Raw genomic sequence first — 24,734 nt, 5'->3', positions numbered from 1 at the left:
TTCACGCTTAATTATTCAAGTGTGCGAAACGTTATGAAGCCGGTCTCGCTCTGCCGATTCGCAAGTAAAGTTTTCCCCTGCACTTCGTTTACAGGCAGAGCGTCACGTAAAGGTTGAAAAAAACCGGCAGTGAACGTAAAAGGTTGGCCCCCTGCCGGAAGTTGCGTCGCGTCTGTCCAGGCATCTGTCCTTTCGGAGTCTGCTCGATGAGAACGCCTTACCGACCTGCCATGCGCCACGCCTGGCGATTGTTACCGTTGGGTATGGCGGTTGCCTCGCCGTTGCTGGCCGCAGAAGTGGTCAGCCTGGATGCGGTCAATGTCACTGGGTTCAGCGAGCCGGAAAGCACCGGCGACTATAAAGCAGAGCGGGCGTCGATCTTCGGCTTGGATCAGGCCTCTCTGCTGGACACGCCGGCCTCGGTGTCGGTGTTCAGCGCTGCGCTGATCGAGGACCGTCAGGCAAAGCTGCTGAGTGAATTGCTGCGCAACGATGCGTCGGTCGGCGACGGCTATGCACCAGTGGGCTATTACGAAAACTTTGTGGTGCGCGGGTTTTCGTTGAACGCCGCCAACAGTTATCGCATCAACGGCCGCAGCATTGCCGGTGAGCAGAATGTAGCGCTGGAGAACAAGCAGCAGGTCGAGTTGCTCAAAGGGCTCTCCGGCCTGCAGAGCGGTGTGGCCGAGCCCGGTGGCGTCATCAACTATCAGACCAAGCGGGCGCAGGACGTCCGGTCGGTCACGGTCTCGACCAACGAGCACGGTGAACGTTACATCGCCACCGACGTCGGTGGCTGGTTCGGCAGCGAGCAACAGTTTGGCTTGCGCGCCAACCTTGCCCACGAAGACATTCGCTCGTATGTCGAACACGCCGATGGTCAGCGCGATTTCGCCTCGCTGGCGTTCGACTGGAACATCAGCGAGCGCGCGCTGCTGCAACTCGACGTCGAGTACCAGACCAAAGAACAGCGCTCGGTGCCCGGTTATCAGCTTCTGGGCGGTACTGCGCTGCCTCACGATGCCTCACCACGTAAACTGCTGGGCTACCAGAACTGGTCCAATCCGGTCGGTATCGACTCGCTGAACATGAACGGACGTTTCGAATATCGATTCAATGACAGCTGGAAGGGCAGTCTCAGCGCTTCACGCAGTCGTGTGGTCATCGATGACTACAGTGCCTTTGCGTGGGGTTGCTACGGCTCGGCCAGTTGCGCAGGGCAAGCGGTGCCCAACCACTTCAGTGCCGAGGGTGATTATGACATCTATGATTTCCGCAGCCCGGACGACACGCGTCGCAACGATGAAGTCGAAGCGGCCATGTCCGGCACATTCACTACCGGATCGCTGGGGCACGAACTGACCTTCGGCAGCAGTGCCTACCGCCGAACGGTCGATACGCGCGGGACCTTCAACGAATTCGTCGGCTCGGGCAATATCAATGAGGCGCCCGAGCAAGTGGCGCCCTCGACTCTGGCGCTTGCGCACACCGAGCGTCGTCTGGACAGCCGCCAGTACGGGCTGTTTGCCACCGACCGGATCAGTTTCAACGAGCACTGGCAAACCGTGCTGGGCGGACGCGGGGTGCGGCTCGATGAGCAGGCGTTCAACGAGGAAGGCAGCGATGCGCGACACACCGAGCGCTATGTGTTTCTGCCTCAGGCGGCGCTGATCTACAAGCCGGTGGACAACGTTTCGCTCTACACCAGCTACAGCAAAGGCCTGTCGCTGGGCGGGACAGCGGCGTGGTTCACCACCAATGCCAGTGAAATTCTTGCGCCGACCGTATCCCGACAGCTGGAAGCCGGTATCAAGTATGACTGGCAGCGCATGAGCCTGACCGCCGCAGTGTTTCAGGCCCGCCAGGCGTATCAGTACTCCAGGCCCAACGATGACGGCACGTTTACCTATGTGCAGCAAGGCGAGCAGAAAAACACCGGGCTTGAACTGGGGGCGAGTGGCTGGGTGACCGACCGCCTGCAGATATCCGCCAGTGCGGCGGCCATCCGGGCGCGCGTTGAAGACAGCGGCACCGAGGCCTATGACGATCATCAGGCCCTCAATGTGCCCAGATACCGTGGCAGCCTGCAAGCTGACTACAGCCTGCCGGTGCCCGGGCTCGCCTTACTCGGCGGGATGCAGTACAGCGCCAGCAAGTACGCTGACCGTGAAGGCTCCGTGCAGGTCAATGACTACACACTGTTCAATATCGGCAGCCGTTACAGCACCCGAATCAGCGGCTACGACACGGTCCTGCGCCTGACCGTCGACAACCTCTTCGACAAACGCTACTGGCGTGATGCCGGGGAGTATCTGGGTGACGACTACCTGTTCATGGGCGCACCCAGAACGGCGAGATTGTCGGCCACCGTCAACTTTTAGTGGACGGGCTCTACTGCACGGAGCGTTGGCACGAACGTCGGGATTCTCGTTCCACACGCTCCAGCGTGGGAGTGCAGTTCACGACGCTCTGCGTCGTCAAGAGAACGCGGAGCGCCGCATGATAGTTGAAGTGATCGTTCCTCACGCTCCAGCGTGGGAATGCAGTTCTCGACGCTTTGCGTCGTCAAGAGGATGCGGAGCGTCCGGCACGGCATGCGACGCAGAGCGTCGCACGATAGCTGAAGTGCTCGTTCCTCACGCTCCAGCGTGGGAATGCAGGTCTCGACGCTCTGCGTCGTCAAGAGGACGCGGAGCGTCCGGAAAGGCATGCGACGCGGAGCGCCGCACGATAGTTGCGATGATCGTTCCGCACGCTCCAGCGTGGGAATGCAGGTCTCGACGCTCTGCGTCGCCAAGAGGACGCGGAGCGTCCGGAAAGGCATGCGACGCGGAGCGCCGCACGATAGTTGAAGTGATCGTTCCTCACGCTCCAGCGTGGGAATGCAGTTCTCGACGCTCTGCGTCGTCAATAGGACGCGGAGCGTCCGGAACGGCATGCGACGCGGAGCGCCGCACGATAGTTGAAGTGATCGTTCCTCACGCTCAAGCGTGGGAATGCAGTTCTCGACGCTCTGCGTCGTCAAGAGAACGCGGAGCGTCCGGCACGGCATGCGACGCAGAGCGTCGCACGATAGTTGCGATCATCGTTCCCGCTACAGGCCTCAGCTTCGTATCAGTGCGCCCGCAAGCTTTGCTATTCTTCGCGCCCTGTGAGCGCCAGGCGCTTTTTTCAGCCATGTTTCGGGGGCGTCATGACGGCCATCGTTCAATCCACTCCGCAACCTTTTACCAAAGGCGACTACAAGACCCTGAGTCTTGCGGCGCTGGGTGGGGCGCTGGAAATCTACGACTTCATCATTTTCGTATTCTTTGCACTGACCCTCAGCCAGCTGTTTTTCCCACCCGACATGCCCGAGTGGCTGCGTCTGCTGCAAAGCTTCGGGATCTTCGTGACCGGCTATCTGGCGCGCCCGCTGGGCGGGATTCTCATGGCGCACTTCGCCGACCGGCTGGGCCGCAAGCGCGTGTTCAGCCTGAGCATTCTGATGATGGCCCTGCCTTGTCTGCTGATCGGCATCATGCCCACCTACGCACAGATCGGTTACTGGGCGCCGCTGGTGCTGCTGGCGCTGCGCATCCTGCAAGGGGCCGCTGTGGGCGGCGAAGTGCCAAGCGCCTGGGTATTCGTGGCAGAACACGCGCCCAAGGGGCACCGCGGCTATGCACTGGGTGTACTGCAAGCCGGCCTGACGTTCGGGTACCTGCTGGGTGCACTGACCGCGACATGGCTGGCACGGGTCTTCAGCCCTGGCGAAATCCTCGACTGGGCATGGCGTATTCCGTTCCTGCTCGGTGGCGTATTCGGCGTGGTGGGCGTCTGGTTGCGCCGCTGGTTGAACGAAACCCCGGTATTTATCGCGATGCATGCCCAACGTGAACATCTGACAACGCTGCCACTTGGCCAGGTCCTGCGTGAGCACCGCCAATCCTTGCTGCCTGCTGCGCTGCTGACCTTTGTGCTGACCTCCGCAGTGGTGGTATTGGTGGTGATCACCCCGACCGTCATGCAGCAGCGCTTCGGTATCAGCGCCAGCGATACCTTTGCCCTGAGCGCCGTCGGCATCGTGTTTCTCAATATAGGCTGTGTGTTGGCAGGCATGCTGGTCGACCGCATCGGCGCCTGGCGCGGCATCATGTTCTACAGCCTGCTGATGCCGATGGGCATTGGCGTGCTTTACACCAGCCTCATCGAGCAATGGATGCCACTGGGCATCGCCTACGCGATTGCCGGGCTGGCGTGCGGGATTGTCGGTGTGGTGCCGTCGGTGATGGTCGGACTTTTCCCGGCGAACATCCGGGTGTCAGGCATCTCGTTCACTTACAACATCGCCTACGCCTTCTGGGCCAGCACCACGCCATTGATGCTGATTGCTCTGATGCCCTGGAATATCTGGGTGTGCGTGCTGTATAGCCTGATCATGGGCGCCACGGGCCTGATGACCGCTGCGGTATTCGGTCTGCGCCGGGGCGTGGTGGTGGATGACCTGGCAAGCGGTAAAGCCGGATAACACCAGGCCGGTTGACACGGCGAATGCCGTTCTCGCAGAGACCGGCGACATCCGCTGCTCACCTCTGCTGTGGGGTGAGTAGCCGTTCAAATATGAGCGCAAAGTTCCTGGCACCCGACGCTTTCAATTGTAACAAGTGATTGTAATTCCGTTTCCTCAAGTCTATCTTGCGCCTCTCTATACTGTTTACGTTATTTATCTAATGTGCTCTTGGGTCGTGCCTGTGGAAAATGTTTCTTCAGGTGGATCATTCGCAGTGTCGATACGTTGGTAGGCGTAATTATTCCGCGTTTCATGTAGGAGCTTTCCTCAATATTTTATTATTAAAGATTTTTCTTACAGCTTTCGGCTGTATTGCAGGACTTTTAAGGTGTATCTCGTGTTTATGCAAAACAAGACTAAATAAAATGATTTCTGTGCCGATTGACTGTTTGGGCCATGGAAGACGAATGTAAGAAACATCCTACAAATTTGCCTATTAGGCAAAATGATGGCAAGGGGAAGTATCATGTGGGTGACAATGAGAGAGCAGGAGGTTCTTGGCCTGTTGTTGCAGGGATGTACGAACAAGGAAATTGCCAGGCAGCTCAGTATCAGTGACTACACCGTTCGCGATCACGTATCTTCGCTGCTAAGAAAGAATCAGGTAAGGACGCGTGCCGAGCTCATGGCCAGGTGCGTATCTCTATTGCTTCCGGGGAACACTGCCCGACCCCCTACATCTGTCGGATTGCGTAGCGAGCCAGCACATACATAATGTGTCTTGTCGCAACCTGTAACGTGTTAATGCAATGAGCACTGCTGACGTTTTGCGGTGCAATCAATAATACCGTGCTGCTCTGTGACTGCTGTCGGCCACTGTTTCCCGGCTGTCTGCAGAAAGGAATATCCGAAACCTGCTCGCACGACGAACTGTAAACAATAAAAAAGGAGCCACTCATGACTGTTTGTTTTGTTCGGGGCGAGTCAGGTGCCGACACGGCGTTGCGGCTGGATCCGCAGCGGCCTGATTTTAATATGACAACGGACTTCCAGCATCTGGCAACCCGGCAGTCCGCGCTTTCGGTGACGCAACTTGCCGAGCAACAGGCAAAGCTGTCCGGCCCTGTTGGCCTGTTTGCCAAACTCTGTCGGCAGCTTCGTTCGCAGGGGCGTCAGGCACCGTTACTCGAAGAGGTTACCCGACTTGAGGGCCGTAAGCGTCAATGGCTGGCCGAGCGCGCCGTACAATTCGCACTGGGCCTGCACGGCCGTCGGTCAGAAGCCGAGAACCCGTTCAAGGGCCTGGTGCGCGAAGACCTGTGCTGCATCGTATTCGATGAGCCATCGCCGCACACGCTGGTCGAGCGTTATGCCGCCAGCGAAGCGCTGCGAGCTCAGGACAGTGAGTACTTCGTCAAACTCATTGCTACCACGCGCAATACCGTCGAACGGCGAATCGTCTTTCATGGTCTGCTCGAACACTTCGACCGGCTGTTGCCCATCGAGAAGAGCATCTATCCGCTCAACTATCGCGCTGTTCAGCAAGCGTACCTCGATCATGAAGAAGCGCTCTATGGCGCGCTGATAAAGCAGCAGCCCATCGGCACATTGCTTGAGAGGCATACGCCTGAGTGGCTGTTGGATAACCTGTCCTCATTTGAACTTTCCATCGATCAAGCGTGTGGCTAATCAGGTCTCGGACGTGGGTATTTATACCAGTCGGTTGATGAGGTTTTACAAGCGCTTCAGGTCTTTTCTAAAAAAACATGTTTAATCAGAGTGCGCGTTAGCGCGCTCGGTGAATGATAAAAGATAACGGTTCGTGCAGATGCTTTCAAGCCTGCGGCTTTCGCACAGTCGATGAATTTGATTTATAAATATTGGAGTAATATCCATGAAAAAAATAGCACCCTTGCTTGTGTTGTTAGTGTCGGCTGCCAGCCAGGCGGGCGATTATTCTGTTACGACTACCCGAACGCCGACGTTTATCAATGGGCCTGGTCACAGTGCGTTTTCTCGACACCAATTGAGATTGGCTGACTACCCCCGCGGCGCGGCGAATAACTCTCGGTTGCAAAAGATTTCCTGGACCGCGACTACTTTTCCGGAAAGCGTGAACGAACGCGCAAATCTTTGTTTTAGGAGAGGCGGTGTACATGATTCTGATTGTATCTCTATAACGCCAGGCGTGCCTGGCAGTACTGAGAGGTTCAACAGTCTTGGTTTTAGCTATGCCTCCGACGTCATGATTAGGCACAGCGCTGAAAGTGGACCTTGGCAAAGCAAGCCTGCCGGGCCAGAAACAGTCACCTTTCATTTAACGTATTGATTGTTAATCCCTGGCGAGAACCGCCAGGGATCTTTCGGGGCAGGAGCCAACGTCATGCGAGTCATAAGTTCCGGAGCAGATGCACTGATAGCCGCGCAACAACTTGACGATAAAAGAGCGGCAAAAAACATGCCCTCAATTGCCAATTCCCCCCTCCGATCAACCTCTCCAGACTCTGCGGTGACCATCAGCGGCCAGGCCCTCCTGAAACACAGGGTATTTGGGGGCGCGGACTCTGCTGGTTCTGCGCCCATGCTGGGAAAAGCCGAATGTGGAATGTCCATGCCCGAGGCGTTTTTTTTAACCCGGGATGATCGCAGGCTGCTGGGTGATGTTTACGAGTGGGCGAGCGCTCAGGGAGCTGATCTAGGCTATGTTGATGATCTGGCTTTTGGACTGGCCTCGTACAGAGAGAAAGATGATGGAAGAATATGGGGCCGCCAGAACCAGGGCAAAACATATGACATGGAAGGCCACAAGGTGTTCTACAGTTTTACCGAGTCGCACGCGGCCACCGCCAAGCGTATTACCGAAAGCGATGGGTTAAAAACAACGCGGCTGGATCAGGGGTTTGTTCGCTTCATCACTGACAAGGACTACGGGTCCATAGGTCACAATAATTTTGATTTCATGGAAAAAGTCATTAACAGGTTTTCAACGGCAGGGGAAAGGGACGAGCAACTGGGGACAGATTTCACTACTTACAAAAGCCAGAAGAGTGACTACGTAAGGACGCTGTCCAAGGAAAAATACACGCCTGGCGAAGGCGACTCTCGAGAAACGGCCGCCGTAAAAAAATCCACCAAACCCAAGGAAATAACTCTGGAAAGCCTGCGTGCCGATATGCGCGAGGCGTTCTTCAAGGCGATGGGGGTCAAGAGTTTCTCATCCCTGTTCGACATGCTGTTCAAGCACAAGCGTTGACGGATCAGGCCTGTGCGCCAAGCGAATGGTGGTCTGACGGTGCATCCTGAGGGCTGACTACGCGGTTGCGACCGGTGCTTTTAGCCAGATACAGGGCTTTGTCTGCTTCATGCAGCCACGAGGAGGCATCCTGCATTTCAGGGGAGTAGGCGGCAATGCCGATACTGAGGCTGACCTTGAGATCGCAATGCAGGGTATAGGTCATTTCATCTATCGCCAGGCGCAGGCGCTCAAGGATTTCCTTTGCCTGAAACAAGCTGGTATCGGGCAGAATGACGCAGAATTCATCGCCGCCACAACGCCCGATCAAGTCGGAGTCGCGCAGGTTTTCTATCAGTGCTTCGCTGATACTCTGCAGCACCGTGTCGCCCATCAGGTGGCCATAAGTGTCGTTGATGACCTTGAAGTGATCGATATCGATCAGCGCGATGACGCACTCCTGATACGCGCCTTGGTTACTGGCGTACTTCAGGTCAAGCAGGTCCTTCCATGCGCCATGATTGAGCAGGCCGGTGAGGCTGTCTGTGCGGCTTACCTTGCGCAGGATGTTGCGGTGTTCCCACAGCTTGAGGGTGACCTGATGGCTCAGCCAGCCAATGAAAATGGGGTAGATCACCAGTACAGGAAGACAGGCATAGATCTGCGCCATGTTGCCGTGCAGATTGACCACAGGGTTGAGCGCGGCCAGTGAAATCAGCACGCCCAGTGCCTGTGCGCACAAGCCCTGGAGCATCAGGCGTGGCCCGGCGGCGGCCATGTTATGCATGGCCATCATGGCAAGGACGGTGACCCCGGGAACCGCACTGAAACCCATCGCACCCACCCAGAAACCGCCCAACAGCGAATCGAATAGCAAATTGCGCCATTCGGCTTCATAGGGCTCGCGCGACTTTCTTGCAATCTGGTAGGCAACATGCGGCCATACCAGAGCGTTGAACAGCGCCAACAACCACAGCCAGTGTGCAGCATTCACGTAATATAAAGACACAGCAACCGTCACAAAACCAACGCTTACACCGAGTGATCTCGGGGCGTAGATCCGCTTGGCGAATGCCATCCCTTTGCGGTGATAGGTGCTCATAGGTGCTTACCGGACATTACTTTTGAATCGGTCAGAAACCGCCACCACCTGACCGAAAGGCTGGAGTTTGAGCGTTCGCTAATGGCAAGGGAAGTGTATTTTGCCTGGAGGTGTCAAATAGCTACATGGTGAGGAAAGATCACTGTTTAAAAGTCAATTAAATGACAGAAACAGTGCTAAAGCCTGTTCAAAAATATGACGATATATAATTCAACACACGGTAAATAACCGGGGCAGGGTGTCTGAGTGTTTGCAGACACACTGCCCGGCGAGTTCAATAAAGCGACAGTCAGGCGGTTATAACGGTGCCTTGTTTTTCTGAATGCTGGTCATCCATGCTACGGCAATGGACAGCAGCGCAACAACAGCGGCGACATACCCTACGGCACCCAGGCCCAGATGCTCGATGGTAAGGCCTCCGATGATCGAGCCCAGGCCGATGCCGGCATTGGCGGCCGAGACATTCAGGGTCCCTGCCAGTGCCTGGGCCTGAGGCGCTGCTTTCATCACCCTGATCTGGCAGATTGGAAACAGCGCCGTATGCGCGATGCCCCAAATCACCAGCACCACGGCCAGCAGCGGCATGGAGCCTGCGGCGGGTACGCTTGCGGTCATGCCCAGTGCGAGCAGCAGCGCAAAGGCCATGGTCGAGCCGAGGGGGCTGCGGTCCACATAACGTCCCCCCAGTGCATTACCGATCAGGCCAACCGCGCCGAAGCCCATCAACCACCATCCCACTTGAGCCGATTCGATGCCTGCGATGCGTTCCAGCGTGTCAGCCAGGTAGGTATAGGCACCGAACATGGCCGTGAACAGCAGGATGGACAGCAGCAGGTTGAAGAGGAAAAACGGATCCCGGAGAATTTTTGCCTGCTCGGCGAGGCCGACCTTTGCAGTAGGTTCGATACGGGGCATCGACAGTGCCAGCAACAGGGCCATCAACGCTGATAGCAGCGTCAGCGCCCAGAATGCGCCGCGCCAGCCCACGGCATCGGCAAATACTGTACCCAGCGGAATACCGAACAGCATGGCAGCCGAGATGCCGAGGTACACCTGCGCAACGGCCTTGCCGGCGCGCTTGGGTCCGGCCAGCAGGCTTGCCGTTTCACTGGCCGTGCCCCAGAACACCGGCAAGGCCAATGCCGGAATGAACCGCGCCAGCGCCAGCACCCAGATGTTGCTCGACACCGCCGCCAGTGCGTTGGAGGCGGCGAAGATCAGCAGAATGACGATGAACGTGCGCTTGCGGTCCAGGTGCGAGAGCATGGCCGTTAGCGGTGGGCCAAAGAGCATCACCGTGAAGGCGAACAGCGTCACCAGCAAACCGGCAGTTGATATGGAAATTCCCAGATCGCGGGCCATTGAAGGCAGCAGACCGATAATGAGAAATTCTGTGGTGACGATCACGAAGCCGGCCAGGGCCAGAATCGCGATGGACAAACCGGCACCGGTCGAGCTTTCGCTGCGGGTGCCGGCAGCAGTGGTTTCCAGAGAAGGCATGGTACAGACCCCGTAAAAAATAAGTCCGCCAGCTTATTGCAGAAAAGAATTCCTATCTTTGGTAAATTTTCCCTGCATTATGGATTGAATTTCACCAATCGAGGTTTCATGTGCTGTCGACTGACCGCCTCAAAGGTATCGAAACGTTCGTTGCCGTTGCCAACGCGGGAAGCTTTACCGCAGCCGCTGAACGCTTGAACCTGACCAATTCTGCGGTCAGTAAAAGTGTGGCGCGCCTGGAAAGTCGTCTCGGCATGCGCCTGTTCGAGCGGACTACTCGCAGTCTGGCGCTGACGGAGGAGGGCGCGGCCTATCACACCGTGTGCGTGCGGATGCTTGCCGACCTGGAGGCTGCTGAAACTGCGCTGGCGGCTCAACGCACAGAGCCCGCCGGACAATTGCGCATCGATCTGCCTGCGACCTTCGGCCGTTTGCATGCGCTGCCGTTGATTCTTGCCTTCACCGGGCAGCATCACAAGTTGCGCCCGCGAATAACCTTCACCGACCGTTTCGTCGATATCCTTGAAGAGGGCATGGACCTGGCCGTGCGTATCGGTGGTCCACGGGTCTGGCCCGCAGGCGTCGCGCACCGGTATCTGGGCACCGAGCGGGTGATCTTCTGCGCTGCACCGGCGTATCTGCAGCGTCACGGCACCCCGCATACGTTCGAGGACCTGGCCAGTCATGCCTGCATTCTGTTTGGCCGTGGCGATGGCAGTACCAGCCCCTGGCTGTTTGTCGATGAGCAGGGGCAGCGAGAGGCACGCGCTGTAGAAGCACGACTGGTTATCGGCAACGCAGAGGCCCAGGTGGCAGCGGTGACGTCGGCATGGGGAATTGCCCAGCTGGCAACCTGGTTGATCAGGGAGCAGCTCCAGCGCGGCGAATTGGTGGAGATCCTCCCGCAACTGGCCACCGATGGCCTGGCCTTGCACCTGGCCTGGCCGCGTAACCGCGAGTCTCTGCCCAAGGTGCAGGTGCTGGTCGAGCGGTTGTCAGAGGCGTTGCGGGTGGACTGAGTCGTATCGGACCGGCTGACCGGTCCGCGCAGATCACTGGCCGATGACAGTCTTCACCAGCGCAGCATGCTCTTTCGGATTCTTTGCATTGGAGACCACGTTCAGCACCGCTGCGCGGGTACCCGATGCTGCGACGATCGATGTGCTCAGCACCTGGGCGTCGCTCATGGTCGCTGAGGTGTCCAGCTGGCGCACACCAAGACCGTTCTTCTTGACGATCTTCTTGTCACCCAGTTTTTTGAAGTCCTTGTAGCCGGTACTCTGCTGGGCAAGGATGCCGGTGACCAGTCCATCAAGTACTACACCGTCGTTATCGCTGGCCTGCACGCCCATTGGCATCGGCGTTTCGGTAACGATCAACACGCGCTTTTCAGCCGCATTGGTGTACAGCGACCCCGTCACACCCTGGGCCTTGGCTTTTGCGTCAATCTCGGGCATCTCACCCTGTACGTAGCCCGCAGGAATGGTGAAGGTCAGTTTGCCGCCCAGCAGTGAAGCGTTTTGCACCGCAGCAGCGGTGGGCGCAGCAGCCTGCGGCTTGGTGGCAGCCTGAACGCTGACCATGCTCTGACATGCTGCCAGTGCGACACACACAGCCATTGCCTTGAAACCGAAAGAACGCATGGAAATTCCTTTTTTGTCTGTTAATGACACAGGCGTTTGCGCCTGAGGCATGTGAGTGACCGGGCAGGTAAAAGTGCCCATAAAAAAACGACCAGTCCGATCACTCAGGCTGGCCGTCGTTTTGCTGCGTTACGCTTATTCGGCGATTTGCAGTTTGCGCGACTCGGTGTAGACGTAACGCACTTTTTCATACTCGAACGGCGAGTTGAGCTGGCCGTAACGGAAGCTGGTGACGTAACGGCGATCAATGGCGCGCAACACGGTGATTTCCGGATGGTCGTTGCTGACTTCGGCCACGTTCAGGAAGTTGATCTGGTTTTCAGCCGTGTAGTCGAACAGCATGCCACCAGTGTCACGCAGGTTCGATGGACCGAACAATGGCAACACCAGATAAGGCCCTGCAGGCACACCGTAGAAGCCCAGCGTCTGGCCGAAGTCTTCGCTCTGACGCGGCAGGCCCATCATGGTCGCCGGGTCCCACAGACCGGCGATGCCGATGGTGGTGTTGAGCAGCAGACGGCCAGTGGTGTCCAGCGAGCGCTCGCCCTTGAACTGCAGCAGGCTGTTCAGCAGGTTGGAGACATCGCCCAGGTTGCTGAAAAAGTTGCTCACACCGCTGCGCACGAAGCCAGGGGTGATGTAGCGGTAGCCGTCCACGACCGGCAGGAATACCCATTCATCGAAACGGTAGTTGAAGTGGTAAACCCGGCGGTTCCAGGATTCCAGCGGATCATAGACTTCCAGTGCGTTGATGGAGGCGCGCTCGAACTCACGCTGATCCAGCCCCGGGTTGAATTGCAGCGACTTCAGCGGCTGGGTGAAACCGTCAGCATCGGTCTGACGGGCCACAGTGGCCGGGTGCTGAGCCTTGTTGCTGGTATCCGCGTCAGCGGCCTGGACTGTGCCGGCACAGAGCAGAGCGGCAAGAAGTAAAAGACGTTTAGCCACGGAAAAACTCCAGCATGGCGTCGGTGTTGACGCGGTAATTAAGGTTGCCGCAATGCCCGCCGTACGGGTAAACGGTCAGGCGATCGCCAAAGGTCTTGCGCAGGAAGCCGAGGTCACCCGAGCCCAGAATCACGTCGTCGGCGTTGTGCATGACGGCAATCTTGGTGTTGCTGTGCAGGTAATCCTTGAGGGCGTAGAGGCTGACCTGGTCGACCAGTTGCAGAAGGCTACCGCCGTCGGTGCGTGCGCGCCACATCGGGATGACCTGTTCGGTCAGGTAGCAATCGAAGTCGCACTGCAGGGCACGCTTGAGGAATGGCGTCAGACTGGTGCCTTCGGTGATCGGGAATTTCGGTGGCGTGATCAGACCGCGACGGTTGATCAGGTCGGAGGTGAACGCGATATCCGCCGACGAGAAGCGGAACGAGGTACCGATCAGCATCGCCATCTGTTCATTGGTCAGGTGCTGCTTGGACTGCTGGAAGTCGAACAGCAGTGCATCGTTGAGGTCGATGTAGCCCTTCTGGCGGAAGTAGCGAGTCAGCTTGGCCAGCACCAGTTCATAGAACGTAGTGGTGTTGTTGATACCCTTGACGTTGGTTTGCACCAGTTTGTCGAGGTTGCTGATCGAGGTGTAGAGATTGACCGGCGGGTTGAGCAGCAGGACTTTCTTGAAATTGAAGCTGCGACGGGTTTCGTCAAGCTTGCTGACGAATGCAGCATTCAGTGCGCCGAGGCTGTAACCGGTCAGGTAATAGTCGGTTACCGGCAGTTGCGCCTGCTGAGCCCGAATGGCCTGCATGACGCGATAAATGTCTTCTGCGTCGTCGGTGGAGACGCCGGGAGTCGCAAAGCGCGAGGCCGAGCTCATGAAGTCATAGCTGGTGGGCGAAGACAGCTGCACGACGTGGTAGCCCGCGCCGTAATAGAGCTTTTTCAGGAATTCATTGATGGTGCTGTTATACGGCGCGCCGGTGCCGGCGATCAGGAAGATCAGCGGTGCAGCGTGGTCCTGTTTGGCCAGGCGATAGTGCAACTTTTTCACTGCCCAGAAGTTGTCGGGCAGGGTGAACTCGCGCTCGGGATGCAGGTTCAGGGTGTAGACATCCTGATCGATATCTTCATCGTCAGGCAGGTCGGGGCGCAGATCGGGCGGTGTGGTCGCAATGGTCGCTTCAAACGGATTAGTCAGCGGGTAGCCATAGGTGGCGGAGTCGACATTGGTTGCCAGAGCGGACGCACTTAAACACAAGCCACCTATAACGGTGGCGAGGCGCAGAAAACGGAGCATGACTAAATCCCTTGGGAAAGAAGTGCTGATGAGATACGCAGGCTATGACCAAGGTGTAGTGCCAAAGTGCCCCATCCACCGGTTAACCCTGTAAATATGACGGAACAATACACGTTCTTTGGATTTTGCAATGCAGATATGCGGTTTATTTTTGCATGGCTAGTGTATTTGCTGCCCCGGCGCGACGTTTACACGGGCTGGGAACGGTAGGCAGGCCCTGGCCTGGCGGCGAATTTTTCGGCTTGCGGAAAGCACAAAGGAGAGCCGTAGCTCTCCTCCAATGTGGTTCACGTGCTCTTTTTATTGTTATAGGGCGGCCTGTTATTGTTGTTGGCGGCCAGTCCCTTTACAGCGTTGTTGTGCGACCCCCATCCGGGGTCAAGAGCAAACGTATTTTTTTGAGCGCTGATTCGCTTTAATCACCTGTCTGCACAACGGGTTGATCCCACCGGTTCTGGAGCTACCTGACGGTAGTTTTATTGTTCTCGGTCCGGTCGCGAGGCCTTCCATTGAAAGGTCCCTGTAAAGCGGGTCCACTCCAAAAAAATCTGTTAGCTGCGCCTCTGTCCGTTTTGTTCTTGTTGTGTCAGAGCCGTTACGTCTTATTTTTATTGGTTTGCTGCATCATTTCTTGTTTTTGTTGTACCAGAGATATAGCAGGACCCGTGCCAGTTTTTGAAATTCCTTTTAAATCAGTTATTTATGAATTCTGATGGTTGTCGGTTAGTCATAGAGCCGGAAAAAATGTTTCCGTGTTACCCGTTCACGGTGGTGATCGTAAACCTGCGGTAACACATCGTGTTTCCTTCGCAGTATGAGCCGGAATGGTGCGCCGCAAGTCTCTGTCGTCTATACGACGATGGTATGGGGGCCGGCGATCGCCATTGGACACAACGGTGTGTCTCCTGCCGTTGATGGCTGGATCAAAGCGTTTTTCGCTGTGCGTTGTCGTTGATGGCTCGATGTTGTCGTTTCCCATTGCCCCGGTGTCGCAGACAGAGCATGCCCGCCTGTCCGGCAGGTCGATGATCAGTGTGGCGTTGTAGTGCGTTTGATTGCGCGCGGCAGCGATAAAAACGTGCAAGGCGCCGCGTGCCCCAAGGTCGGGCGCGGGGCGGTCTGGAGAACAACGTTAACCATGCCCCGACACCCGTCGGTGCAGACTTCCGGGGAAGCGACAATGATGATGCGAAAAATACTGGGGGCGGGTGCCGCTCTGGTACTTGCGGTCAGCTCCACGCTGGCGGTTGCTGAAACCAAGACCCTGACCATCGGCTATGTGGAAGGCTGGTCCGACAGTGTCGCCACCACCTTCGTGGCCTCCGAAGTGATCAAGCAAAAGCTTGGTTATGACGTCAAGTTGCAGTCTGTCGCTGCAGGGATCATGTGGCAGGCGGTGGCCACCGACAAGCTCGACCTGATGCTGTCTGCGTGGCTTCCAGGCACGCATGGCGAGTACTACGCCAAGTACAAGGACCAGGTCGTCAACTATGGCCCCAACTTCAAGGACGCCAAGATTGGCCTGATCGTGCCTGAATACGTGAAGGCCAAAACCATCGAAGACCTGAAGACCGATGCTTCCTTCAACAAGAAGATCACCGGGATCGATGCGGGCTCGGGCGTGATGCTCAAGACCGATCAGGCTATCAAGGACTATGGTCTGGACGGCTATAAACTGCAGGCGAGCTCCGGCGCAGGCATGATTGCCGAGCTGACCCGCGCCGAGAAGGCGAAGAAATCCATCGTCGTCACCGGCTGGGTGCCGCACTGGATGTTCGCCAAATGGAAGCTGCGTTTCCTCGACGACCCGAAAGGTGTCTACGGTGAGGCTGAAACCGTAGACAACGTTGGCAGCCTGGGCCTGGAGAAAAAAGCCCCTGAGGTCGTGGCCTTCCTGAAAAAATTCCAGTGGGCATCCAAGGATGAAATCGGTGAGGTGATGCTGGCGATTCAGGACGGTGCCAAACCTGAAGCTGCAGCCAAGGACTGGGTAGCCAAGCACCCGGACCGTGTTGCTGCATGGACTGCCAAATAGTCTCAAAGTGTCTGAACAGCCGTTCTCGAGGCCGTCTGGTGTTATCGCCAGACGGCCTTTTGTTTTCCTGCCCCGGAGTGTTTTCGGTGCGACCGACTGCCGGCGGGTCCAGGCCGTGCGAGAAGAGCTATCTGCAGCTAATGTCGTTCTAATACTAAGGTCGTCTGGAGTGCGCGCCGGACCCGACTAAAGTGCATTACGTGACATCTCATCTGTGCTGCGAGGACAAAAACAATGAACGACAGCATTTACCTCTCGATTCAAAACAGCCCGCGTTTCAAGGAGCTGGTATCCAAAAGAGAGCGGTTCGCCTGGATTCTCTCGGCGATCATGCTTGGCCTGTATGCGGCCTTTATTCTTTTGATTGCTTACGGACCCCATATTCTGGGGGCCAAACTGAGTCCCACTTCGACCATTACCTGGGGAATGCCGATAGGCGTAGGGCTGATCCTTTCCGCGTTTATATTGACCGCCATCTATGTTCGCCGTGCCAACGGTGAATTCGATGACCTGAATAACGCGATCCTGAAGGAGGCTCAGCAATGATCCGGCGCCTATCAGCAGCACTTGGCCTGGCCGCCTTCGCGCCGACCCTCTGGGCGGCAGACGCGTTGACGGGTGCAGTGCAGAAGCAACCCCTGAACGTCGCCGCGATCGTCATGTTCGTGGTCTTCGTAGCCTTCACGCTGTACATCACCTACTGGGCGTCGAAAAAGAACAAGACCGCGTCGGACTATTACTCGGCAGGTGGCAAGATCACCGGTTTCCAGAACGGGCTGGCGATTGCCGGTGACTACATGTCGGCAGCCTCCTTTCTGGGGATTTCCGCACTGGTCTACACCTCCGGCTACGATGGCCTGATCTACTCGATCGGCTTCCTGGTGGGCTGGCCGATCATCCTGTTCCTGATCGCCGAACGCCTGCGTAACCTGGGTAAATACACCTTTGCCGACGTGGCCTCGTACCGCCTCAAGCAAAAGGAAATTCGTACCCTGTCTGCCTGCGGCTCGCTGGTGGTGGTGGCGTTTTACCTGATTGCGCAAATGGTCGGTGCCGGCAAGCTGATCCAGCTGCTGTTCGGTCTGGACTACGCCGTTGCGGTGGTGTTGGTCGGGATCCTGATGTGCCTCTATGTGCTGTTCGGCGGCATGCTCGCCACGACCTGGGTGCAGATCATCAAGGCGGTGATGTTGCTGTCCGGTGCTTCGTTCATGGCACTGATGGTCATGAAGCACGTCAACTTCGACTTCAACATGCTGTTCTCCGAAGCGATCAAGGTTCACCCCAAAGGTGAGGCGATCATGAGCCCTGGCGGGCTGGTGAAAGACCCGATCTCGGCGTTCTCGCTGGGTCTGGCCCTGATGTTCGGTACCGCAGGCCTGCCACACATCCTGATGCGCTTCTTCACCGTGAGCGATGCCAAGGAAGCCCGCAAGTCAGTGCTCTACGCAACCGGCTTTATTGGCTACTTCTACATCCTGACCTTCATCATCGGTTTCGGCGCGATCCTGCTGGTCAGCACCAATCCGGCGTTCAAGGATGCAGCGGGCGCCTTGCTGGGCGGTAACAACATGGCAGCGGTTCACCTGGCCGACGCGGTCGGTGGCAGTCTGTTCCTGGGCTTCATCTCGGCAGTAGCCTTCGCCACCATTCTGGCAGTGGTTGCCGGTCTCACTCTGGCGGGTGCTTCGGCGGTTTCCCACGACCTGTATGCCAGCGTCATCAAGGCAGGCAAAGCCAACGAGAAGGACGAGATCCGTATCTCGAAAATTACCACCATCGCTTTGGCGGTCGTGGCGATCTTTCTGGGTATTGCCTTTGAAAGCCAGAACATCGCCTTCATGGTGGGCCTGGCGTTCTCGGTCGCGGCAAGCTGCAACTTCCCGATCCTGTTGCTTTCCATGTACTGGAAAAACCTGACCACCCGTGGCGCCATGATCGGCGGCTGGATGGGCCTGATCAGTGCAGTGGTGCTGATGGTGCTGGGTCCGACCATCTGGGTGCAGATCCTGCATCACGAGAAAGCCATTTTCCCTTACGAATACCCGGCGCTGTTCTCCATCGCCATCGCCTTCGTAGGTATCTGGTTCTTCTCCATTACCGACAAGTCGAAAGCGGCAGAGGGCGAGCGCGCGCTGTTCTTCCCGCAATTCGTCCGCTCGCAGACGGGGCTGGGTGCCAGTGGTGCGGTTTCGCACTAAGTTCAGGTTGTTGTGAACGAAGCAGCCTTCGGGCTGCTTTTTCATGGCCGATAAAAAACCCCGCTTGAAAAAGCGGGGTTTTTATTGGCTACATGCGCTGCTGCGTGGAGCAGCAGGTCATATCTTGCCGAGCAACACCAGAATCAGCAGGATCACCAGGATCGTACCGATGATGCCCGACGGACCGTAGCCCCAGCTGCGCGAGTGCGGGAATACTGGCAAACCGCCAACTAGCAGCAGAATCAGAACGATGATAAGAATAGTGCCGATGCCCATGGTGAGTTCCCTCTTTACATTAGTGTTAATTAACAGATGCAGTTGAAACGTCATGCCGGACGGTATGAAGTTGCCTGCTTGACTCATCGGACTCTGGGCGTCGGAGAAAGGTTCGATCTATTTTTAATAATTTATTACATATTTGAAAATCATTGAAAATCATGGGTTTGTCGCATTTTTGTCTGACAATAACTCAGTCTTTTTTGACCTGATGCGTTTGATTCAGTCTTAAAAATCATTGAACTAAACACCCTGGAAAGTCTCCTCGCGGCGTGAACTTTCTACCTGAGGCATGGCCCACAAGAGGACACCGTGATGATTTATCGAGTGGCGGCGGATGCCGTGGTCGTGTTTCATCTACTGTTCATTGTGTTCGTCCTGTTCGGCGGACTGCTGGTATTGAGAAGGCCCTGGCTGGCACTGCTGCACGTTCCTGCTGCGGCCTGGGGGACAGCGGTCGAGTTTCTGCACCTGTATTGCCCGCTGACACCGCTGGAAAACACCCTGCGCAGCAACGCTGGAGGGCAGGGCTACACCGGGGGCTTCGTGGAGCATTATCTGATCCCGCTGATTTACCCGGCCGGGCTTACGCCGGGCATACAGCTTTGGCTGGGCGGCATTGTCGTGCTGCTCAATGTGTCGGTGTATGGCCTGTTGCTGGTGCGGTATGTGACACGAGCGAGGCGTTCATAGGGCTGCGGTTTGCACCAGGCATTCAGCGTCTTGATGGTGGGGTTGTGGCGCTTCCGCTGTGATTACACTCAGGCAACTCCTGCACATCACAAGGCTCTCGGCTATGCAAAACCGCATCATGATTACTGGCGCCGGCTCAGGTCTGGGCCGTGAAATTGCACTGCGCTGGGCGCGCGAAGGGTGGCGGCTGGCACTGTCGGACGTCAACGATGCAGGCCTGCAGGAGACCCTTGCGCTGGTACGCGAGGTGGGTGGTGACGGTTTTGTGCAGCGTTGCGACGTTCGCGACTACAGCCAGCTCACCGCGTTTGCCCAAGCGTGCGAACAGCGCTTTGGCGGTATCGACATCATCGTCAACAACGCGGGTGTCGCTTCCGGTGGCTTCTTCAACGAATTGTCGCTGGAGGACTGGGACTGGCAGATTGCGATCAATCTGATGGGCGTGGTCAAAGGCTGCAAGGCGTTCCTGCCAATGCTGCTGGCCAGTAAGGGCCGGATCATCAACATCGCCTCGATGGCAGCGCTGATGCAGGCCCCGGCGATGAGCAATTACAACGTCGCCAAGGCCGGGGTCGTCGCGCTTTCCGAGAGCCTGCTGGTCGAACTGCATGACCAGGGCGTTGGTGTTCATGTGGTCTGCCCATCGTTCTTTCAAACCAACCTGCTGGATTCCTTCCGTGGCCCTACGCCCGCGATGAAGGCGCAGATCGGCAGGTTGCTGGAGAAGTCGCCGATCACCGCCGCAGATATCGCCGACTACATCTTCAGGCAGGTGGGCGAAGGCGAATTCATGATCCTGCCCCACGAAGAGGGCCGTATGGCCTGGGACCTGAAGCGCAAACAGCCACAGGCGATGTATGACGAAATGACCGTCATGTGCGCCAAGATGCGCGCCAAGGCGCAAAAGGGGCATGCCTGACTAGCCCGGACGCTCCGCGTCCTCTTGCGACGCAGAGCGTCGAGACCTGAATTCCCACGCTGGAGCGTAGGGAACGATCACCTCAACTATCGTGCGACGCTCCGCGTCGCGATCTGCATTCCCACGCTGGAGCGTAGGGAACGATAACCGCAACTATCGTGCGACGCTCCGCGTCGCATGCCTTTCCGGACGCTCCGCGTCCTCTTGGGGATACGGCGTTGCCTGTTCAAGGTTATCAAGGTCATGACCGCACGGTTTTCTGGTAGGGTTGCGCGCATCTTTCAGCCCTGTCCTGAGAACCTTTCATGCTCAATTATCTGTGGTTCTTCCTCGCCGCCCTGTTCGAGATATTCGGCTGCTATGCCTTCTGGCTATGGCTGCGCCAGGGCAAGAGCGCGCTGTGGGTGATTCCTGCGCTGGTCAGCCTGACGCTGTTTGCACTGTTGCTGACACGTGTGGAGGCGGCTTACGCGGGGCGTGCCTATGCGGCGTATGGCGGGATCTACATTGTTGCGTCGATCGCCTGGTTGGGGCTGGTCGAGCGGGTCAGGCCGCTGGGCACGGACTGGCTGGGTCTGGCGTTCTGCGTCCTCGGTGCGACCATCATTCTGCTGGGGCCACGTTGGTCTGCCTCCTGAGTAACCACCGCCGCGAACGAAATTTCCCACGGATTTGGCCGGAAAGTAAGACGTTTCCTTCAGTCTTTTCCGGTGCTGTTGCAGGACGTTACTGATTTGCCATCAGTGCATTGAAGCGCCACGTTTCGCCATGCACCCTGCCTCTTTTGCGCAACGCAAGGGTGGGAAAAATGCTGGTACTGATGCGGGAAATTGGCGAAACGTTTTCCATCGGTGATGACATCACCGTGCAGATTCTGGGGATCAACGGCAATCAGGTCAGGCTCGGGATCAATGCCCCGAAAGACGTCAAGGTGCACCGCGCCGAGGTCTACAAGCGCATTGCCAGGACGCTTTCGCAACAGGCAACGACGCCGCTTCAGTGAGCGGCGTTGTCAGCAAGCGATCTTATGGGCAGATGACCTGACTCGGCCTGTCGAAAACCCGGCTAAGGCACCGTGGCGTTATTCAAAAAACTCCTTGGGTACGTCGTGCTTGAGCATCAGCTGACACTGCTGGCTCTCCAGGTCGAAAAAGATCACCGCCTGGCCCTTGGTCAACGCATGACGCACGCGCAGTACCCGGGTTTGCAGCGGTGTTTCATCGCCATTATCGGTGCCCTCACGGGTGACGAAATCCTCGATCAGGCGAGTGAGGGTGTCAGGTTCCAGTTGGTCGTAGGGGATCAGCATGGCGGTTCTCGTGTCGATGAGCGGCGATGATAGAACTGCGGTGCCATGCACCGCAATTCACAGGGCCTCAACTCTCTTCGCGATTCTGCCCGATCAGGCTGTCGACCGGTGGCACGCGGGTATCGGATTCCATCTGCGCATCGTGCTCGATCTGATGGCTGAAGCGCTCCAGCGAGCTCTGCGCAGGCTTGGCATCGCTGGCGAATACCGGTGGGCTGAGCATGTAGGCACCGAGCAACTTGCTCAGCGCTGCCAGACTGTCGATATGCGTGCGCTCGTAGCCATGCGTCGCGTCACAGCCGAAGGCCAGCAGGGCGGTGCGGATGTCATGCCCCGAGGTCACCGCCGAGTGCGCATCACTGTAGTAATAGCGGAACAGGTCACGACGCACCGGCAGCTCGTTGTCCACGCCCAGCCGTAGCAGATGACGAGACAGGTGGTAGTCGTAAGGACCGCCCGAGTCCTGCATCGCCACGCTGACGGCGTGCTCGCTGGAGTGTTGACCCGGCGCAACCGGTGCAATGTCGATGCCGACGAATTCGCTCACATCCCAAGGCAGCACACCGGCTGCGCCCGTACCGGTTTCTTCGGTGATGGTGAACAGCGGGTGGCAATCGATCAACGGCTCGGCACCGCTGTCGACAATGGATTTCAGCGCGGCGAGCAGTGCCGCCACACCGGCCTTGTCATCCAGGTGACGGGCACTGATGTGTCCGCTCTCGGTGAACTCCGGCAGCGGGTCGAAAGCCACGAAGTCACCGATGCCGATGCCCAGTGATTCGCAGTCGGCGCGGGTGGTGCAATAGGCATCCAGGCGCAGCTCGACGTGGTCCCAACTGATCGGCATTTCGTCCACGGCGGTGTTGAACGCATGTCCGGAAGCCATCAGCGGCAGAACGCTGCCACGGATTACGCCGGTGTCGGTGAACACGCTGACCCGGCTGCCTTCGGCAAAGCGGCTCGACCAGCAGCCGACTGCAGCCAGCGCCAGGCGGCCGTTGTCTTTGACTTCCCGAACACTGCCACCAATGGTGTCCAGGTGCGCCGATACGGCCCGGTCGGGGCTGTTCTGCTTGCCCTTCAGCGTGGCGCGAATCGTGCCGCGGCGGGTCAGTTCGAACGGGATGCCGAGTTCTTCGAGGCGCTCGGCCACGTAACGCACAATAGTGTCGGTAAAGCCGGTAGGGCTTGGGATCGCGAGCATTTCCAACAGAACTTTCTGCAGGTATTTCAGATCCGGATCGGGGATATTTGCAGGGGTCATGGATGCTCCTCATGGAACAGTTGCAAGCCACGGGCTGCAAAGGCTGATGCGCCATTTGCAGCCGTGCCCGCAGCTGCGATCAGATATGCACAGGCAGGCTGTGCGGAAACAACAGATCGACGAAACGTTCGGCGGTGGGTTGTGGTTCGTGATTGGCAAGGCCTACGCGTTCATTGGCTTCGATGAACACATATTCAGGCTGATCGGCGGCCGGCACCATCAGGTCCAGACCGACGACCGGGATATCCAGCGCCCGTGCAGCACGTACTGCTGCGTCGCTGAGCACCGGGTGCAGAATGGCCGTGACATCTTCCAGGCATCCGCCGGTGTGCAGATTGGCGGCACGGCGCACGGCCAGGCGCTGATCCATCGGCAGAATATCGGCGTAGTCAAAACCGGCCTCGCGCACCGTGCGCTCGGTTTCCTGATCCATCGGAATGCGGCTTTCGCCATCCGTTGCAGCGGCGCGGCGTCGGCTTTGGGCTTCGATCAATTGTTTGATGGTGTGGCGACCATCACCAATGATTTCAGCCGGACGGCGTATCGCCGCAGCCACGACCTGAAAGCCGATCACCACGATGCGCAAGTCCAGGCCTTCGTGAAAGCTTTCCAGGATCACGCGAGTATCGAACTGACGAGCCTGTTCGATGGCGGCTTGCACGTCCTCGATAGTACGCAGATCAACCGCCACGCCCTGGCCTTGTTCACCGTCCAGCGGCTTGACCACGATTTGCCCGTGCGCTTCGAGAAACGCCAGATTATCGTCTGCGTTGCCCGCCCTTTGCTGTTCGGGCAAGCGCAGGCCGGCGGCCTTCAGGGCACGATGTGTCAGGCTCTTGTCCTGACACAGAGTCATGCTCACCGCGCTGGTCAGATCACTCAACGACTCGCGGCAGCGGATGCGACGACCGCCGTAGCTGAGAGTGAACAGCCCGGCATCCGCATCATCCACCTGCACGTCAATGCCGCGCCGGTGGGCTTCCTCGACAATGATCCGCGCGTACGGATTGAAGTCCGCCTGCGGGCCAGGGCCGAGAAACAATGACTCGTTAATTCCGTTTTTGCGCTTGATGGCGAAGGTCGGCAGATTGCGGAAATTCAATTTGGCGTACAGCGCCTTGGCCTGATCGTTGTCATGCAGCACCGACAGGTCGAGGTAGCTCAGGCCGCGACTCATGAAATGCTCGATCAGGTGCCGGACCAGTACTTCGCCGACGCCCGGACGCGTGCATTGCGGGTCGACGGCCAGGCACCAGAGGCTGCTGCCTTTTTCCGGGTCATTGAAGGCCTTTTGATGATTGAGGCCCATGACGCTGCCGATGATCGTTTTGCTGCCCTCATCCTCGGCCACCCAATACACCGGGCCACCTTCGTGGCGTGGGGTCAGCAGCTCGGGGTCGATGGGCAGCATGCCGCGCGCCAGATACAGGTTGTTGATGGCCTGCCAGTCACTTTCATTGTGCGCACGGCGGATGCGGTAGCCGCGAAACACACGGTGCGCCGGGCGGTAATCGCTGAACCACAGGCGCAACGTGTCCGACGGGTCGAGAAACAACTGCTGCGGCGACTGCGCCAACACCTGTTGCGGCGCTGCCACGTACAGGGCGATGTCGCGCTCGCCGGGTTTTTCGTTGAGCAGGTCCTGAGCCAGCGCGGCCGGATCAGGGTAGGTATGACCGATCAGCAAGCGTCCCCAGCCACAATGCAGCGCCAGAGGGTCTGCATCTATCTGGCTGCCGTCTTCAGCGAGTCGTGCCTGCAGACGTTCGTACGAGGGCGACTGGCCGCGCAACAGGCGCTGGCTATAAGTCGTCGCGTTCTGTTTCATC

22 protein-coding genes are annotated in these 24,734 nt (G+C 57.7%); 13 read left to right on the top strand and 9 right to left on the bottom strand.

Translation table 11 applies throughout. The annotated features are described in order from the left end of the window. The first annotated feature begins 206 nt into the window (after window positions 1-206). From PI739_RS12000 to PI739_RS11980, 5 genes are all read left to right on the top strand, one after another. Window positions 207-2,381: a TonB-dependent siderophore receptor gene (locus tag PI739_RS12000; RefSeq protein WP_054082158.1), complete on the top strand. Its 2,175-nt coding sequence runs from the start codon at window positions 207-209 to the stop codon at window positions 2,379-2,381. A gap of 812 nt (window positions 2,382-3,193) precedes the next feature. Continuing rightward, the gene (locus PI739_RS11995; RefSeq protein WP_003434304.1) at window positions 3,194-4,510 is read left to right on the top strand and encodes an MFS transporter; all 1,317 of its coding nucleotides are present in this window, start codon (window positions 3,194-3,196) and stop codon (window positions 4,508-4,510) included. 487 nt (window positions 4,511-4,997) lie between these two features. Further along, window positions 4,998-5,267 (top strand): helix-turn-helix domain-containing protein, encoded by a 270-nt coding sequence (locus PI739_RS11990; RefSeq protein ID WP_003363345.1) that lies wholly within the window; start codon window positions 4,998-5,000, stop codon window positions 5,265-5,267. A 182-nt stretch (window positions 5,268-5,449) separates the two neighbouring features. Then, window positions 5,450-6,181, top strand: coding sequence for a hypothetical protein (locus PI739_RS11985; protein WP_003363343.1), 732 nt, complete (start codon window positions 5,450-5,452; stop codon window positions 6,179-6,181). Window positions 6,182-6,875: 694 nt separating this feature from the next. Then, on the top strand, window positions 6,876-7,745 hold the full coding sequence (locus PI739_RS11980) for a hypothetical protein (protein WP_003363341.1): 870 nt from the start codon (window positions 6,876-6,878) through the stop codon (window positions 7,743-7,745). 4 nt (window positions 7,746-7,749) lie between these two features. Here the strand turns inward: PI739_RS11980 and PI739_RS11975 are convergent, their stop codons facing one another. Both PI739_RS11975 and PI739_RS11970 read right to left on the bottom strand, forming a co-directional pair. Then, entirely contained in the window at window positions 7,750-8,826 is a 1,077-nt protein-coding gene (locus PI739_RS11975) for a diguanylate cyclase (protein ID WP_054082159.1), read from the bottom strand. Between the two features lie 297 nt (window positions 8,827-9,123). Next, the gene (locus PI739_RS11970; protein WP_054082160.1) at window positions 9,124-10,326 is read right to left on the bottom strand and encodes an MFS transporter; all 1,203 of its coding nucleotides are present in this window, start codon (window positions 10,324-10,326) and stop codon (window positions 9,124-9,126) included. Between the two features lie 110 nt (window positions 10,327-10,436). On the opposite strand from PI739_RS11970, the gene PI739_RS11965 reads away from it, so the two are divergent. Beyond that, window positions 10,437-11,345 carry a LysR family transcriptional regulator gene (locus PI739_RS11965; RefSeq protein ID WP_271351853.1) on the top strand — a complete coding sequence of 303 codons (909 nt, stop codon included), beginning with the start codon at window positions 10,437-10,439 and terminating at the stop codon, window positions 11,343-11,345. A 33-nt stretch (window positions 11,346-11,378) separates the two neighbouring features. Here PI739_RS11965 and PI739_RS11960 read toward each other — a convergent pair whose 3' ends face one another. The 3 genes from PI739_RS11960 to PI739_RS11950 form a co-directional block, all read right to left on the bottom strand. Then, window positions 11,379-11,969, bottom strand: coding sequence for a DcrB/PsbP domain-containing protein (locus PI739_RS11960; protein WP_003434309.1), 591 nt, complete (start codon window positions 11,967-11,969; stop codon window positions 11,379-11,381). A gap of 135 nt (window positions 11,970-12,104) precedes the next feature. Further along, window positions 12,105-12,917 (bottom strand): MlaA family lipoprotein, encoded by an 813-nt coding sequence (locus PI739_RS11955; RefSeq protein WP_003363329.1) that lies wholly within the window; start codon window positions 12,915-12,917, stop codon window positions 12,105-12,107. Then, window positions 12,910-14,208 (bottom strand): hypothetical protein, encoded by a 1,299-nt coding sequence (locus PI739_RS11950; protein WP_003363327.1) that lies wholly within the window; start codon window positions 14,206-14,208, stop codon window positions 12,910-12,912. Before PI739_RS11950 ends, PI739_RS11955 begins: the two co-directional genes overlap by 8 nt. Before the next feature lie 1,180 nt (window positions 14,209-15,388). Here PI739_RS11950 and PI739_RS11945 point away from each other — a divergent pair. The 3 genes from PI739_RS11945 (at window position 15,389) to PI739_RS11935 (ending at window position 18,444) form a co-directional block, all read left to right on the top strand. Continuing rightward, the gene (locus PI739_RS11945; RefSeq protein WP_003434310.1) at window positions 15,389-16,243 is read left to right on the top strand and encodes a glycine betaine ABC transporter substrate-binding protein; all 855 of its coding nucleotides are present in this window, start codon (window positions 15,389-15,391) and stop codon (window positions 16,241-16,243) included. Between the two features lie 234 nt (window positions 16,244-16,477). Then, window positions 16,478-16,789, top strand: coding sequence for a DUF485 domain-containing protein (locus tag PI739_RS11940; protein WP_003314526.1), 312 nt, complete (start codon window positions 16,478-16,480; stop codon window positions 16,787-16,789). After that, window positions 16,786-18,444 carry a cation acetate symporter gene (locus PI739_RS11935; RefSeq protein ID WP_003363323.1) on the top strand — a complete coding sequence of 553 codons (1,659 nt, stop codon included), beginning with the start codon at window positions 16,786-16,788 and terminating at the stop codon, window positions 18,442-18,444. Before PI739_RS11940 ends, PI739_RS11935 begins: the two co-directional genes overlap by 4 nt. Before the next feature lie 117 nt (window positions 18,445-18,561). On the opposite strand, the gene PI739_RS11930 is transcribed toward PI739_RS11935, so the two are convergent. Continuing rightward, on the bottom strand, window positions 18,562-18,720 hold the full coding sequence (locus PI739_RS11930; protein ID WP_002552554.1) for a DUF3309 family protein: 159 nt from the start codon (window positions 18,718-18,720) through the stop codon (window positions 18,562-18,564). A 315-nt stretch (window positions 18,721-19,035) separates the two neighbouring features. Here PI739_RS11930 and PI739_RS11925 point away from each other — a divergent pair, with 315 nt between their 5' ends. The 4 genes from PI739_RS11925 to csrA all read left to right on the top strand — a co-directional run bounded on the left by PI739_RS11925 (window position 19,036) and on the right by csrA (window position 21,335). Next, window positions 19,036-19,413 carry a DUF2784 domain-containing protein gene (locus PI739_RS11925; protein ID WP_003363321.1) on the top strand — a complete coding sequence of 126 codons (378 nt, stop codon included), beginning with the start codon at window positions 19,036-19,038 and terminating at the stop codon, window positions 19,411-19,413. Between the two features lie 103 nt (window positions 19,414-19,516). Then, window positions 19,517-20,332 carry an SDR family oxidoreductase gene (locus tag PI739_RS11920; RefSeq protein ID WP_003363320.1) on the top strand — a complete coding sequence of 272 codons (816 nt, stop codon included), beginning with the start codon at window positions 19,517-19,519 and terminating at the stop codon, window positions 20,330-20,332. 305 nt (window positions 20,333-20,637) lie between these two features. Beyond that, window positions 20,638-20,970, top strand: coding sequence for a YnfA family protein (locus PI739_RS11915; protein ID WP_054082161.1), 333 nt, complete (start codon window positions 20,638-20,640; stop codon window positions 20,968-20,970). A gap of 170 nt (window positions 20,971-21,140) precedes the next feature. Next, window positions 21,141-21,335, top strand: coding sequence for a carbon storage regulator CsrA (gene csrA / locus PI739_RS11910; protein ID WP_003363316.1), 195 nt, complete (start codon window positions 21,141-21,143; stop codon window positions 21,333-21,335). Between the two features lie 78 nt (window positions 21,336-21,413). Here the strand turns inward: csrA and PI739_RS11905 are convergent, their stop codons facing one another. The 3 genes from PI739_RS11905 to ngg all read right to left on the bottom strand — a co-directional run bounded on the left by PI739_RS11905 (window position 21,414) and on the right by ngg (window position 24,733). Continuing rightward, window positions 21,414-21,641, bottom strand: a complete 228-nt coding sequence (locus tag PI739_RS11905; RefSeq protein ID WP_003314533.1) for a YheU family protein — start codon at window positions 21,639-21,641, stop codon at window positions 21,414-21,416. A gap of 67 nt (window positions 21,642-21,708) precedes the next feature. Then, window positions 21,709-22,905, bottom strand: coding sequence for an osmoprotectant NAGGN system M42 family peptidase (locus tag PI739_RS11900; protein ID WP_271351850.1), 1,197 nt, complete (start codon window positions 22,903-22,905; stop codon window positions 21,709-21,711). Between the two features lie 79 nt (window positions 22,906-22,984). Next, window positions 22,985-24,733: an N-acetylglutaminylglutamine synthetase gene (gene ngg, locus PI739_RS11895; RefSeq protein WP_054082162.1), complete on the bottom strand. Its 1,749-nt coding sequence runs from the start codon at window positions 24,731-24,733 to the stop codon at window positions 22,985-22,987. Window position 24,734 lies beyond the last annotated feature (1 nt).

The sequence above is a fragment of the Pseudomonas cerasi genome (assembly GCF_027983475.1).
Taxonomy (GTDB): domain Bacteria; phylum Pseudomonadota; class Gammaproteobacteria; order Pseudomonadales; family Pseudomonadaceae; genus Aquipseudomonas; species Aquipseudomonas cerasi.
Note: the sequence above shows the minus strand (reverse complement) of the source record. Positions and strands in the feature narration are given on the sequence as shown.